13 protein-coding genes and 1 pseudogene are annotated in these 13635 nt (G+C 65.9%); 1 reads left to right on the top strand and 13 read right to left on the bottom strand.

All coding sequences use genetic code 11. From position 1 onward, the window contains the following. Positions 1 to 11: 11 nt before the first annotated feature. The 4 genes and pseudogenes from G6N28_RS27410 to G6N28_RS06770 all read right to left on the bottom strand — a co-directional run. Positions 12 to 170: pseudogene (locus G6N28_RS27410) on the bottom strand (FAD-dependent oxidoreductase); the annotation flags it as partial. Continuing rightward, positions 158 to 1045, bottom strand: coding sequence for a DUF1295 domain-containing protein (locus G6N28_RS06780; RefSeq protein WP_163898480.1), 888 nt, complete (start codon positions 1043 to 1045; stop codon positions 158 to 160). The gene G6N28_RS06780 and the pseudogene G6N28_RS27410, both read right to left, overlap by 13 nt. Beyond that, the gene (locus G6N28_RS06775; RefSeq protein ID WP_163898477.1) at positions 1042 to 2148 is read right to left on the bottom strand and encodes a hypothetical protein; all 1107 of its coding nucleotides are present in this window, start codon (positions 2146 to 2148) and stop codon (positions 1042 to 1044) included. Before G6N28_RS06775 ends, G6N28_RS06780 begins: the two co-directional genes overlap by 4 nt. Then, positions 2145 to 3488 carry an FAD-dependent oxidoreductase gene (locus G6N28_RS06770; protein ID WP_163898474.1) on the bottom strand — a complete coding sequence of 448 codons (1344 nt, stop codon included), beginning with the start codon at positions 3486 to 3488 and terminating at the stop codon, positions 2145 to 2147. Before G6N28_RS06770 ends, G6N28_RS06775 begins: the two co-directional genes overlap by 4 nt. A 70-nt stretch (positions 3489 to 3558) precedes the next feature. Between G6N28_RS06770 and G6N28_RS06765 the strand changes: the two genes are divergently transcribed. Continuing rightward, positions 3559 to 4182, top strand: coding sequence for a TetR/AcrR family transcriptional regulator (locus G6N28_RS06765; RefSeq protein ID WP_163898471.1), 624 nt, complete (start codon positions 3559 to 3561; stop codon positions 4180 to 4182). Between the two features lie 16 nt (positions 4183 to 4198). Here the strand turns inward: G6N28_RS06765 and G6N28_RS06760 are convergent, their stop codons facing one another. The 9 genes from G6N28_RS06760 to G6N28_RS06720 form a co-directional block, all read right to left on the bottom strand. Then, complete coding sequence (locus tag G6N28_RS06760) at positions 4199 to 4897, bottom strand: hypothetical protein (RefSeq protein ID WP_163898468.1); 699 nt, start codon at positions 4895 to 4897, stop codon at positions 4199 to 4201. Continuing rightward, positions 4894 to 5706 carry an enoyl-CoA hydratase/isomerase family protein gene (locus G6N28_RS06755; RefSeq protein WP_163898465.1) on the bottom strand — a complete coding sequence of 271 codons (813 nt, stop codon included), beginning with the start codon at positions 5704 to 5706 and terminating at the stop codon, positions 4894 to 4896. The genes G6N28_RS06760 and G6N28_RS06755 overlap by 4 nt, the downstream gene beginning before the upstream one ends. A 32-nt stretch (positions 5707 to 5738) precedes the next feature. Then, complete coding sequence (locus tag G6N28_RS06750) at positions 5739 to 6878, bottom strand: acyl-CoA dehydrogenase family protein (protein WP_163898462.1); 1140 nt, start codon at positions 6876 to 6878, stop codon at positions 5739 to 5741. Further along, entirely contained in the window at positions 6875 to 8038 is a 1164-nt protein-coding gene (locus G6N28_RS06745) for an acyl-CoA dehydrogenase family protein (RefSeq protein ID WP_163898459.1), read from the bottom strand. Before G6N28_RS06745 ends, G6N28_RS06750 begins: the two co-directional genes overlap by 4 nt. A gap of 2 nt (positions 8039 to 8040) precedes the next feature. Beyond that, positions 8041 to 9615, bottom strand: a complete 1575-nt coding sequence (locus tag G6N28_RS06740) for an AMP-binding protein (RefSeq protein WP_163898456.1) — start codon at positions 9613 to 9615, stop codon at positions 8041 to 8043. Positions 9616 to 9679: 64 nt separating this feature from the next. Then, positions 9680 to 10435: a hypothetical protein gene (locus tag G6N28_RS06735; protein ID WP_163898453.1), complete on the bottom strand. Its 756-nt coding sequence runs from the start codon at positions 10433 to 10435 to the stop codon at positions 9680 to 9682. Positions 10436 to 10438: 3 nt separating this feature from the next. Then, the gene (locus G6N28_RS06730; RefSeq protein WP_163898450.1) at positions 10439 to 11194 is read right to left on the bottom strand and encodes a hypothetical protein; all 756 of its coding nucleotides are present in this window, start codon (positions 11192 to 11194) and stop codon (positions 10439 to 10441) included. A gap of 27 nt (positions 11195 to 11221) precedes the next feature. Continuing rightward, positions 11222 to 12802: a phytoene desaturase family protein gene (locus G6N28_RS06725; RefSeq protein WP_163898447.1), complete on the bottom strand. Its 1581-nt coding sequence runs from the start codon at positions 12800 to 12802 to the stop codon at positions 11222 to 11224. Further along, positions 12799 to 13611, bottom strand: coding sequence for a hypothetical protein (locus G6N28_RS06720; RefSeq protein WP_163898444.1), 813 nt, complete (start codon positions 13609 to 13611; stop codon positions 12799 to 12801). Before G6N28_RS06720 ends, G6N28_RS06725 begins: the two co-directional genes overlap by 4 nt. Between the last annotated feature and the right edge of the window lie 24 nt (positions 13612 to 13635).

The following is a 13635-nucleotide window of genomic DNA, read 5'->3' as shown; positions in this document are numbered from 1 at the left end:
ACGAACCCCGGCGCTTCCGGCACGGTCTCCTGCGAGTATGTCATCCCGCCGAGCCAGGGCTTACGCTCGAGCACCACCACGCTCCTGCCCGCCTTGGCCAGGTAGGCGGCGCAGGTGAGGCCGTGATGGCCCCCGCCCACGACGATTACGTCGTAGGTCATACGTTCTGCCGACCGGTGCGTGCGGCGGTTCCGGCATTGCGGCTGATTGCGTTCTGCGACACCGGGATCGGCAGGAACCTGCGGGTACGGGCCATCAACTCCCGGTAGTCCGGCCGGGAGCCCATGTAGTTGTCCTGGAACTTCGACCCGAGCACCGAAGTGAGCATGATGGTGTTGATGATCGGGCCGATCACCGTCCACCAGCAGGCCGGGTTTCCGGCCACAGCGACCAACCAGATGCCCCACCACACGGTGGTGGTGCCGAAGTAATTGGGATGACGGCTGTGTGTCCACACGCCGGTGTTGAGGTAGCGCGGTCGCTCGGGAAGCGCGAGAAACGCCTGCAGCTGCCCGTCGGCGACCGTCTCGAAATACCACCCGATGCCGAACACCACGATGCCGAGGACGGCGAGCGGCGTGATTCCGCCGTCGGGTTCCCGGTTCACCAGGATCCCCACCACCGACGGCAGACCGATCAGCACGATGATGACCGCCTGCGGTTCCATCACCCGGAAGAAGCTCTTCCACCAGTAGCCCGGGCTGAACTGTTCGACGAAGCCGAGGTAGCGCGGATCCCCACCGTGCTTGGGAACATAGCGCCGCCACCGGGCGGCCAGGTACCAGCCGAGCCGCCCGCCGTGCAGCATCACCATGACAAGAAGCAGCGCCGCGGTGACCGACTGCGCGTCGACGATCAGATAGGCGAACAGTGCGGGCACCGCATACGCGAACCCGTACCAGCCGTCCATCATCGAGTGATTGCCCTGGAACAAGCCGAGCACCCACAGCACCGTGACCACCGCGAAGGTGAAGATCGTGCAGAACAGGAACACGCTCAGGTTGCTGGCCGGATCGACGCCCAGCAGTTTCACGAACTCGCTCATGCCCGTATCCCGTCCGTTCTCATCGCCCCGGTGCTGACCGGGCTATGTTGTGAAGCCGTGCTGGCCGACTCGACACCGGTGGGCAACTGCTTGGCGAGCAGGTTCTCCACCACCGTGATGCGCTCGGCCAGTGCGACGTGGGTATCCGCTCCGTCGTCGTTGTTGATGGCGCGGGCCGTGACGAGGGTGGTCGTCACAACCCAGATGAAGTAGACGCAGACCGGCACCCAGAACCCGAGTACGCCGTTGAAGGCCAGCGGGCCGCTCTTGAAGATGTAGACGCCGAATGTGCAGCCGACGCCGACCGCGCACCACAGCTGAAAGTAGGCAAACCAGCGCGGAAAGACGGGGTCGGGTCGGCGGTCACGCAGGGTCAGCACGGCGAGGGCGACCATCTGGAACATGCCGGTGCACACGACGCCCAGGAACGGCAGCCAGCCCAGATCGTTGAATGTCAGTACCCGACTGGAATCTTCGGTGCGGAACGCCGCCACCAGCCAGAAGGTGCACGGATAGACGAACTCGATGACAACACAGCCCTGGGCCGCGATCCATGCCCATACCAGCGGTGCGCGCGATCCTTCGATCCGCAGCATCTGGGCGCAAATGGCGCCGCCCCACGGCAGCAACAACGCCGAGGCGAAGATGCACAACACCAGGCCGACGCGGACACCCAGCAATCGGTGCTCATAGAGCTCGGCGATACGCTCGGCGCCGTCCAGCGGTGAGGGCGGCGGGACGAAGCCGGCCAGAGCCACCCAGCCGACCAGGAATATCGCGATGAACCCGAAAACCGAGTACACGCACCACAGCTGAATTCGTTTATCGCTCATCGGCTTCCACCAGAGCTGAGGACGGGAACCGGCGCCGGCAGTCGCGTGTCCGGCGGGACTTGCAGTCGGCTGTCCGTTCCGACGTAGGCCGAACCTCGGGCCCGGGTCGACCCGGTGAAAGTAGGGGCCGGTCATCCAGCGCACCACGACCGCCACCTGGACCGCGAGCACTGTCGCGCCCAACGCGGCCCACCATTTGACCGGCACGGTCGGCCGGTCGGCGGGCACTGTCGGCCGTGCGGTGCTTACCGCGTAACGGGTTTCGGTCATGCTGATGCCTTCCGCAGACGGCGGGACCGTGCGGCAATCCGGTCGCCTGCCGCCTGCCCCGAAACCAACGCCCCGTTCACACCGGGAATGGGCCCGATGTCGCCGGCGAGCTGTACCCGTGCCGACGGATCGGTGTCCCGCATGAAGCGGTCCACGGCTTTGAACCGACCCTTCGACATGATCGGCACCACTTCGCGCCACCGGCCGATCTCGTAGTCTTCGACCTTCGAACTCAGGTCGCCGTAATACGGTTTGACGAACTGCAGTACGGCGTCGAGTACCTTCTGATCCGGTGCGTCCAGATGGTCCAGGCACCACTCGTGGCGGCAGAAGGTGGTGATCATGCCCTGGGCGGGGCCGCATCGATTGTGTGCCTTGAGGTGATCGACGATCACCCCGCACAGATCGGGCTGTTCACGTGGCGAGCACATGATGTAGGTCGCCGGGTTGGTCGGCCGCTCGTTCAGCGCCAGGTGGGTGTTGACGCTGCAGATGTATTCGGTGTTCGCGTAGTACTCGCGGCTGAATCCTGAGATCTGCGGATAGATCTCCAACGCAGTCGACGTCGTGGTGGCGACAACCGCGGTGTCGAACTCCTCGGTGTGCTGGCGGCCGTCGTGCTCGAACGTCACCTCGACGTGATCCCCGGAGTCGGTGACGTCGATGACCGGGGTGGACAACCGGACATCGTCCAGATCTGCCGCCATGGCCCTCGGTAGGGCGTTCATACCGTCGTCCAGCCCGTAGAAGTACGGCTTGAAGAAGTTCTTCAACGTCCAGAGAAGCTGGCCCACCGATGCATACGACGGATCGCTGAGCCAGGGTCCGCGAACCACCACCGCTGCGAGATAGTCCAGCAGCTCCTCGTTGAGTTCGCGCCGGCAGTACTCGGTAACCGTCTCGGAGTCGATCGCGGCGATCCCGCTCGCGTCGGTGTAGTTGAGGTCTTTCCAATGCTTGGCCAAGAACCACGCGAGCTTGGCCAACTTCAGCTTGCTGCCCAGCGAGAGATACTCGGTGCCAAGCGTTTTAAGGGGATTGCGGAGGTCGAGGTAGTGCAGTCGGCCCGACTTGGGCATCGCCCCGTAGGCGTCGACCTTGCGCATCTGCGACCCCAGGCCGACGTCGGTCATCTCCTGTGCCGCCTCGGAATAACTGCCGAGGTAGATGAAAGCGCCGACGTCGAACGTCAGGCCGTTGCGCCGGATCGTCTTTATCCGGCCGCCGACCCGGTCCTGCGATTCGAAGACGGTCGGCGCGCCGCCCGTCTGCGCGATCCGGCGGGCAGCGGCGAGTCCGGCGACACCGGCACCGATAACGGCCGTTCGCAAATCGGTCACCGAGGCAGCGTAACCCTGAAATGATTCGGGAATCAATATTGATCGGCGATTTCACTTATATGCTGTCCCGGTGGTCGACCGCACCGTCCGCAAGACGTCCCGTGCCGCTCGCCGGCAGGCGCAGACCCGCGCCGACTTGATCAGGGCGGCCACCGAACTCATCGCCGAACGGGGACTCGACGGGTTGCGGGTCAGCGATATCACCGAGCGCGCCGACGTCGCGTTCGGAACCTTCTACAACCAGTTCAAGGCCAAGGACGACATCGTCGAAGCGGTGGTCGCCGACGCACTTGTCGGCCTCGCCGGCTCGATTGAGAACTCACCCGCCAGCGACGACCCGGCGCTCGCAGTTGCGGCGACTACCAGGGCAATCGTGCGGATCGCCTACGACGACCCGACCCTGGCGCGCCTGCTGGTCAATCTCGAACACGCCGAGGCCCGCTTCGAGCGGATCATCCGCCCGCAGGCGGGGGCGGTGTTGGAGCGCGGGATGGCGACCGGGGTGTTCGACATCGACGATCTACCGACGGTGCTCACCATGTCGATCGCCGCGGCGTTCGAGGTGATCCGCGGCATCGTCGACGGCCGGTTGGGGGAGGGCGCGGACCTGACCTGTGCCGCGGTGCTGCTGCGGATGGCCGGCATGGACGCCGCGACGGCCGCGGGCTATGCGCACCGGACGCTGAATCAGTAGCACCGGGCCCGGCCGCTCACCGGGTGATAACGATCGTTGACGCTGGGTGTGCGCACCGCAGCATGCCCCAGCTCATCGTGACCATCCAGGCGAAGAACGCCACCGCGAGCAACCAGAACGCGATCAGCCCGTTCCAGGCCAGCGGGCCGGTCTGGAAGAACACGCAGAAACTGCCGCCGGCGACGCCGACCGCCGACCAGAGGCACAGGTAGCCGATCCACCGCGGCATCAGGGGTTCGGGCCTGCGGTCCTGCAGGATGGCGATCGAGCACAGCACCATCTGCACGATGGCGGTGCCCACCACGCCGATGTACATCAGCCAACCGATGTCGTAGCAGAGCCTGATCAGCTCGGGGTCGCGCTCCGATCGGTACGCACCGGCCTGCCAGATCATCTGCGGGATGATGAATTCCAGGATCAAGCACGCCGCGACGAGGGTCTGCGCGGTGGCCAGCGGCGACGAGGCGTCGACGCTGCGCTTGATCTGGTGCGTCAGCGCCGCACCGTAGAACGCCAGCAGGGGAGCGGCGCTGGTCAGGATCAGCACGCCGAACCGGAGCCGGGTGCGATCGGTGGTGAACATCTCGACGACCTCGGCGGTCGTCAGATGAGGTGAGGGCGGCGGGAACCAGCCGGCGACCATCAGCCCGATCCAGAACAGCGGCAGGAAGAGCAGCCCGACCCAGACGCACAGGCGTTGATGGCGACCGGTCACGGATGACGTCCGGGAGTACGCGGGGCTCGGTGGGCGGGGCGCTTCTCGGCGAATGCCGCCACCGCTTCGGCGAAGTCGGGCTGCTGCTGCAGCCAGCCCTGGGTGTCGGCCTCGAAGTCGAGCTGTTCGCCGAAGGTCGATTCGAACGATCGCCGATGTGCCCGCTTGACCGACGTGACACTGCCTGCCAGCCCGGCGATCTCCTGCGCCAAGGCCACCGCGGTGTTCAGCGCCTCGCCGTCCGCGCAGACTCGGTTGACCAGACCCCATTGCAGCGCTTCGGGTGCGGCGATATCGCGGCCGAGCAGCGCGAGCTCGTTGGCCCGCCCCAGTCCGACCGTGCGCGGCAGCAGCCAGGTGAGACCGGCGTCGGGGAGCAGACCGATCTTGGTGAACGACAACTGAAACCGCGCTGACTCCGCGGCGACGCGTAGGTCGCAGGCGAGCGCGAGGGAGACACCGGCGCCCGCGGCCACCCCGTTGACCGCGGCGACGATCGGGATCTCCAAGGCCTGCATGGTCCGCACCAGCGGATTCCAGGTCTCGATCAGCACGTCCCTGGCATTGCCGACGTCACCGGCGATGTCGGCACCCGCGCAGAACCCGCGACCGGCACCGGTCAGGACGACGGCGCGTATCCCGGGATCGGCCTCGAACGCGGCGAAGGCTGCGGCCAGCCGGTCACCGGCATCCGGCGTGACTGCATTGAGCCGTTGCGGGCGGTTGATGGTGACGATGCCGACCGCGCCGTCGCGCGTGACGACGACATCGGCTTCGGTCACTGTTTCGGTCGTTGCTCGTTCGGTCATTGTGCAATCCGTGCTCTCTCGGCCGTCACGTGTCATCGCAGTCCCAACGAGCCGCTGATGATCTCGCGCTGGATCTCGTTGGTACCGGCGTAGATCGGCAGCACCAGCGAGTGTCGGACGTGGCTTTCCATGTCGTACTCGCAGGCGTACCCGTAGCCGCCCATCATCTGCATGCCCTCGAGCGCGATCTGCTTGGCGACCTCGGACGTCTTGATCTTGGCCATCGACGTCATCCGGGTGGTCACCGGGTCCGGGCCCCGCTCCATTCGTGCGGCGACCTCGTAGGTGAGCAGGCGGGCACACTCCAACTCGGTGGCGAGATCGGCCAGCCGGTGCCGCAGGGCCTGGAACGTCCCGATCGTGGTGTCGAACTGCCTGCGTTCTTTGACGTAGGCGATGGTGTCGTCGAGCGCACGCTGGCCGAGGCCCAACCCGACGGCCGCGCCCAGCAGCCGTTCGCCATCCAGGCCGGCCATGATCTGAGCGAACCCCCGCCCGATATCACCGACCACGTTCTCGTCCGGCACGAAGCAGTCGGTGAAGAACACGTCGTTGACCTCACGGCCGCCCAGCGTCGAAATCCGCTTCGTCTCAACGCCTTCAGCATCGCCGGGAACTTCGAATATCGTCAGTCCGCTGTGCCGTCGCTCTTCTCTGCTGGTGCGCGCCACCAGAAGGATCCGGGTCGCCCGGTGGGCATATGAGCACCACGTCTTTTGACCGTTGAGGAGGTAGCCGCCGCTGACCTTGGTGGCCGCGCAGGACACCGCGGCGACATCCGAGCCCGCGCCGGGCTCGGAGATCGAGATGGACATGATGTCGCCGCCGGCGATGGCAGCCAGCGCGTCGCGCTTCTGGTCTTCTGATCCGAACCGCTTGTAGCACCCGGCCACCGTCGTGGTCGGCCCCAACGCCTTCACCGGGGCGAGGCCGCGCCACAGCTCCTCGAACAGGACGGTCTGCTCGACGTAGGTGCCACCGGAACCGCCGTACTCCTCGGGGATGGCGACACCCAGCCAACCGAGGTCGGCCAGTTTGGCGTACAGCGCGCCGGACTGGTCTTCCTCGTCGGGGTCCAGCAGGGCCTCGCGCTGTTCGCGGGTGGCGCACTCGCGGGCACAGAAGTCTCGGACCGCCGCCTGGAAGTCGAGCTGCTCGACGGTCAGGCTCATCCCTGCGGGAACTTCCGGTCGGGAAACAGGCCGGCCGCGACACCGTTGCGCAGCACCGCGGGCGCGCCGCCGGCGACGACGTTGGTGACACAGTCGCGGTGAATGCGCTGAATCGCGAAATCGGTTGTCGGACCGTATCCGCCGTGCAGTTCCATGGCCTTCAGCGTGATCTGCGGACCGACTGTGGCACCGAACAGCTTGGCCTGGCTGACCTCCGCGAGGCGCGGAAATCGGCCGTCGATCGCCGACGCGGCGGCCCGATACGCCAACAGCCGCAGCGCTTCGATCTGCACCCACATGTCGGCGAGATCGTGGTACACCGACTGAAATTCGATGACCGGCCTTCCGAACGCCACGCGCCGCTGGGTGTAGATCGCTGCCTCGTCGTAGGCGGCCTGGCTGAAGCCCAGCCAGAACCCGCAGTTGTGCAGCCGTTCGAGGTTGAATGCGGTCATCAACCTGGCGAACTGCCCCGGGCCCACGATGACGTTCTCCGCAGGCACCCGGACGTCGGTCAGCACCATCTCTCCGTGGTGGATACCGCGGTCGCCGATGAACACCGGGCCCCTGCGGATCTCGACACCGGGCACGGTGGCGTCCACGACGACGGCGCCGATGCCCTTCGGGCCGGGGATCTCGTCGAACCTGACGAACGTCGCGTTCAGATCGTTGACATTCGATCCGGTCAGAAAGCTCTTGTGGCCGTTGACGATGAAGTCGTCGCCGTCGCGCACGGCCGTGGTCCTCAGATGGGTCAGCGCAGAACCCGCGTCGGGCTCGGTGAGTGCGATATTGCAGGCGCGTCTGCCCGCCACGATGTCGTGGAGGTACTTGTCCTTGACGGCGTCGTCGCCGAGCAACAGCATCGAGGGCCCGGGTCCGCTGGTGCAGAACACAGGCTCGGGCGGCAGCCAGGACTGCGCGTAGCGAAACAGCGCCTCGACGACGATCAGGTACTCCACCGCGCCGCCACCCTGGCCGCCGTACTCGGTGGGCATCGCGATGCCCAAGAACCCTTCCGCGCCAACTCTTTCGAACAATTCCCGGTAGGGTGCGTCGTCTGATTCATCCCAGGACGCCGCCTGGTCGGCGAACGACCTACCCAGCTTCTCCGCGCGGGCCTGTAGGTCCCGCTGATCGGGTGTCAGGGTGAAATCCATTGTCAGCGCCGTTCGTCTCGGGCCACCGACAGGTTGAGCTCTTTGAAATCGATGGTATTGCCGCCGGTCCCGACGTCGCGCAGTTTGTGCTTGAGTACGCGGCCGACTCCGTTCCTCGGCAATTCGTCGAGAAACTCGATGTATCGCGGGATGGCGAAATAGGGCAGCGAGTTCTTGAAGAAGTCGAACAGTTCGGCCGGCTCGACCGGTTCACGGACCACGAGGCACGCCTTAAGGTCGTCCTCGCCGAGCGGCGATGGCACCGCGTGCACCGCCGATTCGACGACCGCCGGATGATGGTTGATCGCCTGCTCCACCTCGAAGCTGGAGATGTTCTCGCCGCGGCGGCGCAAGCAGTCCTTCAGCCGGTCCACGAAGGCCAACGCGCCGCTGGGTAGGCGCCGGCCGAAATCGCCGGTGTGGTACCACAATCCGCGGAACGCCTCCTGCGTTGCCGCTGGCTGCTCGAAGTAGCCGTCGAACATTGCGTGCGGCACCCGTGGCCGGATGCAGATCTCGCCCTCGGCCTCGCCCTCCAGCGCGTTGCCGTCCTCGTCCAGCAGCGCCACCTCGAGGTCGGGCGCCGGGATGCCGCAGCCCTTCGGGTCGCGGCGGTCCGAGGACAGCGGTGTCAGCGTGGTCGGCATGCATTCGGTTTGCCCGAAGACGTCGACCCAGGGCTCGACACCGAACCGTTCCCGGAAGATCTGCTGGGATTCCAGTGTCAGTGGGGCACACATGATCCGGCGGACGCTGTGGTCGCGGTCCGCGGGGCCGGGTTCGGTCGCCAGAATGGCGGCGCCCATCGCGCCGACCGCGATCATCACGGTGGCGCCGACCTCCCGGGCCCTCGGGAAGTAACCGCTGGCGCTGAACGTGCCCTGCAGGTACGCGGGAATACCGAACACCAGCGGCATCGTGACGGTGACCAGCCGCGCTCCGGCGTGGAACAGGGGCAGTCCGGCCAGCAGGACATCGGTGTCGTCGATCTCCAGTGCGTCGCCGATCAACCGGGCGCTGCGCAGGTAGTAACCGTGGCTGGCCACACATCCCTTGGGCAGCCCCGTCGTGCCGGAGGTGTAGAGGATCGACATCGTGTCGGCTGCGGTCAGGGCGATGTCGGGGGGCGGACCGGTGGTCTCCCGGAGGCTTTGGTAGCTGATCTCGGCGGCGCCGGTCTCGTCGAGCATCACGACCGTCCGCAGCCCGGGCAGCTGGTCTCGGATCGGTTCGAGTGCCTCGCGTCCCGAGGTGTCGGTGACCAGGACACCCGAGCGGGATTGCCGCAGCTGGTGAAGCAGGAACTCACCCTTGAGGTAGGCGTTCAACGGCACCTGGGCCGCCCCGGACTTCGCCACGCCGTAGAAGAGTTCGAGGAGTTCGGACCGGTTGGGCGCCAGGGTGGCCACCCGTTCACCGGGGCCGATCCCCAGCGCTGCGAGGCCGGCGGCCACGCGGTCTGAGCGGCGGTCCATGTCGGCGTAGGTGTAGACCTCGTCATCCATGGCGCAGCACACGGCGTCGGGGGCCGACGCGGCGCGGGTCCGAAGCAGGTCCGGAATTAAGTGACTGGTCATCTCAAAAAGGGACTATATCTGGCCGGCATGCTGTTCGGAAGACTGTTTCACAAACATTTGGGCGTCATCGCCGAACCGTGGCAGGCGGTGCCGCCGATGCCGCCCGGGTGGCGGCGAGCAAGCTCTGGCGCTCACGCAGCAGCGCTCGGCGGACGACAACCACCGTCGAGATGAAGAACACGCCGAACATGACCGCGGGCACCCAGAGTCCGAGGACCCCGTTCCACGCGAAGGGCCCGGTCTGGAAGAAGAACAGCAACTGGTCGGGCACCGTGACCAGCACCACCCAGCCCATGGTGTAACCGCACCAGCGCGGAAAGACCGGATCGGGGCTCTTATCGCACAACGAGGCCACCATGATCGTCAACGGCATGCCGAAGTACATCGTCACTCCACCGATGAACTGCAGCCAGGACAAGTCGTTGACCAGATGGATCAGCTCCGGTGCCCGATCGGCGCGATACGCGGCGGTCAGCCACCACACCGCGGGATAGAAGCTCAGCACCATGTTGCCGACACCGCCGATGAGGAAGGTGTAGGTCAGCACCCCCGCGGAGCCCTCGATCCGGGCAATCATCTGGGCGGTGACCGCGACGAAGGGGATCAGCGCCAAGGCCGAGAACATCACCAGCACCATTCCGGTGCGGATGCGCAGCGCATCGTCGACGAACAGCTGGGCCACCTCGTCCGCGCCGGTGGTGGGCGGCATCGGGGGCACGAATCCGGCGACGAGAGCCCAGCCGCTGAAGATCAGCACCAGATAGGCGATGCCGCACCAGACGCCGAAGATCTGCACCCGTGTTCTCGTCAGGGCATCCACGTTCTAGGCCACCGCTTCTCGCACCGGCATGGCCAACGCGTGTTCTCGTGCCCGGTTCTGCTGGCGTTCGTCGTCGGCGATCGCGCGCAGCAGCAGCACCACCATGACCGTGAACCAGCTGAAGTAGACCAGTAGCGGAATCCACCACGCGAACACGCCGTTCCACGCCATCGGACCGTCCTTGAAGAAGGGGATGATCCCCGCGGGAACCCACATCATCGACACCCAGATGTTGTAATAGCCCGCCCACCGCGGAAACACCGGTTTCGCGCTCTTGTCGAGCAGGATCGCGACGCCGATCGACGCGACCTGGCAGCAGGCCGACGAGATGATCCCGAGGAACATCAACCAGGCCATGTCGTTGAGCATCTGGACGGTCTCGGGGTTCCATTCGTGGAGTCGGTACAGGGCGGTCTGCCAAATGGCGAAGGGCAACAGGAATTCCACGCACAGCAGACCGCCGGACACCAGTTGTGACTGGGCGAAAACCGACCGCACCCCCTCCATGCGACGCATCTGCGCCGCGATCGCCGCACAGAACGGAACCAGCAGCGCGCAGGCGAACACGCTGATCACCAGCCCGAGCTTGATCAGGCCGGTGTGCTGGCTGAACAACTCGACCGTGCGCTCACGGGAGTTGGACGGGTGGGGCGGTGGGATGAAGCGGCACAGGAAGATGAACGAGAGGGCCCAGACCGCGATCATCAGGGGACCGGCCCACACACAGAGGCGTTGGGCGGTGATGTTCATGTTTTCCATCGGATTGGTCCTTTGCGCGCAGGGGTTTCAGCGGATTCCGGTCTCATCGCGGATCGCGGTCTGTGCCGCGAGCCGGCCGCACCAGCCGTTGACGGTTCCACCCGGATGGGATCCCGCTCCGGCCAGGTACAGACCCGGCACCGGGGTGCTGTAGCCACCGAGTTCGCGGGCCGGACGGTTGGTGCCGAGGCGCAGCGGGGTCATATCGACGTGGAAGTAGCACCCCTTGGGCGTGGCGAACCGATCCTCGAAGTCCTTGGGTGTGTGCACGATCCGACCGATCTCGGCGTCGAGTCCGGACAGGAACCGTTCGGCGGACTTGATGATCGTCTGGGTGTAGAGGTCCCTGTTGACCTCCCACCCGCCGACGGGGTCGGCGGGCACATTGGAGTGCAGGTAGAGCACATCCTGGCCGGCCGGTGCGATCGTCGGGTCGCTGGCCGACAGCACGGCCATGTACACCGGTGGGCTTTCGGCGATCTCGCCGCGCTTGGTGGTGAGCAGATGTGCGTAGTGCTCCTCCAGCGTTCCGGTCATCAGCGTGGTGCGCCTGACGTCGAATGCGTCGCGGCGTTTGGCGGCCGCCTTCGGGTAGTCCACCCGGCCGCCGACGGCGAAGTCGATTTTGAACGCGGCGACGTTCACGCCGTTGGCGGGGATCATCGCCACCTTGTTGGTGAGCCGGCGATCCAGCACCCCCTCCGGCAACAACTTGCCGAGGGTGACCTGCGGAGCGCAGCTGGCCAGAACGCCCCGCCGGGCGAGTATCTCGGTACCGTCGGTCAACCGGACGCCCGTGGCCCGGCCGCTGGACACCAGGATCTCCTGCACACCCGCACCCAGGCGGATCTGCCCGTCGTGCGAGGCGATCTTGCCGGCGAACGCATTCATCAGACCAGTCATGCCGCCGCGGGGACGCAACACGCCCCGCTTGCGGTGCACGGCGTGATAACCCATCAGGTAGACACCGGTGCCCTCAAGGTCCGCCGGACCGAGCATCGAGGTCCAGTAGGCCCACAGCCCGCGCATGGCGTCGCTCTCGAAGGTCTCCGAGATCATCTCGAACACGCTGAGCGCCACCATCTTCTGCAGCAGCGCCCGCGACTTCTTGTCCGGGATGAGCTTGACCGCCAGCTTGGCCAGATCACCCTTGGTCAGGGACGGGTAGTGCACGACCAGGCGCTCGACCAGGTCCATGATCAGGTCGAGGGTCGGCTTGATCTCCGCGTAGGTCGCCGCATCCCTGGGCGAGAAGTACCTGATGTCGTCGAGTGTCCGGTTGAAATCCCGGAACAACAGCAGGGTGTCGCCCTCCTCGTTGATCCAGCCGTACGGCGCCTCGAGCGGAATCGGTTCGTAGCCATGCCTTCTCAGGCCGAGTTCCTCGGTCAACGGCGTCTGCGCCATCAGCATGTCGTCCATCGCGCCGACCGAGAGCAGGTGGTTGGGCGCCTCGGGGACCCAGGCGCGGCTCGCCGACAGGCCACCCAGGAAGGGCAGTGGGTCGATCACCACGACCGACCGTCCGGCCTCGCCGAGGGTGCACGCCGCCGACAAGCCATTGTGGCCGGCCCCGACGACGATGTAGTCAAAAGTGTTGTCGGTCATCGTGTTCCCACTAGTTCAGCAGAGCGGACGGTCTCTCCGGGTGGAAGCAGCCGCAGCTGGCCGGTGCCCAGCTTGATCAGGGCATCGATCGCGACCAGCCCGATCACGATGCTGACCGCCGCCGCGACCATTCGGACGACCGAGGGCGCATCGGTGTTGGTGACGGCGAAGTGGGGCATCGCCAGCGCCCACGACGCCATGTATGTGGTGAACGGCACGAACACGATCAACACCTGGCGCGCACCGGTGAAGAACCAGTCCAGCCGGGTGATCACCACCGCGGCGAACAACGAGCCCAGACTGTTGATCACCAGCCAGCTGATCGGGAAGCCGCCGATCTCAAAGGGCTGATCTCCGTAGTAGACGTACAGGCCGGAGGCCAGCATCGGGAACTCCAGCAGCAGGTTGAGCACACCGAAGATCGCGATGCCGGTCCACATGTTCTTGCGGGTGGCGCCCCTCTTGAACGCCATCGCCATCAGGTAGGACAGTCCGCCGAAGAACACCACGTAGGCGAGGACCACCCACAGCGGCACCGCGTGATCGAACGCCGAGTACACGATCCAGCCGTCGGCGGGGAAATAGCAGTGACCGAGGATGTCGACGGTGGACTCGTTGAACGAGCACACCAGCCCGCCGAGAAGCATGAGCAAGAAGATCGGCCGTCCGCTGCGTCGCCAGTCCAGCACCGCGGCGACGACGAACCCGGCGACCACGACGGCCATGATGGTGGTGATCACCAGCTCCGCGGTTGCGGGCGTGGTCATCTCCCACGGCGGCTCAGCGACCGCGAGAACTGTTGTGGTCATTGCGATGCCCAACCTTTCTGGTGG

It is taken from the genome of Mycolicibacterium pulveris, assembly GCF_010725725.1.
GTDB lineage: Bacteria > Actinomycetota > Actinomycetes > Mycobacteriales > Mycobacteriaceae > Mycobacterium > Mycobacterium pulveris.
Note: the sequence above shows the minus strand (reverse complement) of the source record. Positions and strands in the feature narration are given on the sequence as shown.

Excerpts from the sequence above, each read along its gene's own strand:
- G6N28_RS06750 (WP_163898462.1), bottom strand. The coding sequence starts at position 6,878 with ATGAGCCTGACCGTCGAGCAGCTCGACTTCCAGGCGGCGGTCCGAGAC.
- G6N28_RS06725 (WP_163898447.1), bottom strand. The coding sequence starts at position 12,802 with ATGACCGACAACACTTTTGACTACATCGTCGTCGGGGCCGGCCACAAT.
- G6N28_RS06740 (WP_163898456.1), bottom strand. The coding sequence starts at position 9,615 with ATGACCAGTCACTTAATTCCGGACCTGCTTCGGACCCGCGCCGCGTCG.
- G6N28_RS06730 (WP_163898450.1), bottom strand. The coding sequence starts at position 11,194 with ATGGAAAACATGAACATCACCGCCCAACGCCTCTGTGTGTGGGCCGGT.
- G6N28_RS06745 (WP_163898459.1), bottom strand. The coding sequence starts at position 8,038 with ATGGATTTCACCCTGACACCCGATCAGCGGGACCTACAGGCCCGCGCG.
- G6N28_RS06755 (WP_163898465.1), bottom strand. The coding sequence starts at position 5,706 with ATGACCGAACGAGCAACGACCGAAACAGTGACCGAAGCCGATGTCGTC.
- G6N28_RS06775 (WP_163898477.1), bottom strand. The coding sequence starts at position 2,148 with ATGACCGAAACCCGTTACGCGGTAAGCACCGCACGGCCGACAGTGCCC.
- G6N28_RS06780 (WP_163898480.1), bottom strand. The coding sequence starts at position 1,045 with ATGAGCGAGTTCGTGAAACTGCTGGGCGTCGATCCGGCCAGCAACCTG.
- G6N28_RS06720 (WP_163898444.1), bottom strand. The coding sequence starts at position 13,611 with ATGACCACAACAGTTCTCGCGGTCGCTGAGCCGCCGTGGGAGATGACC.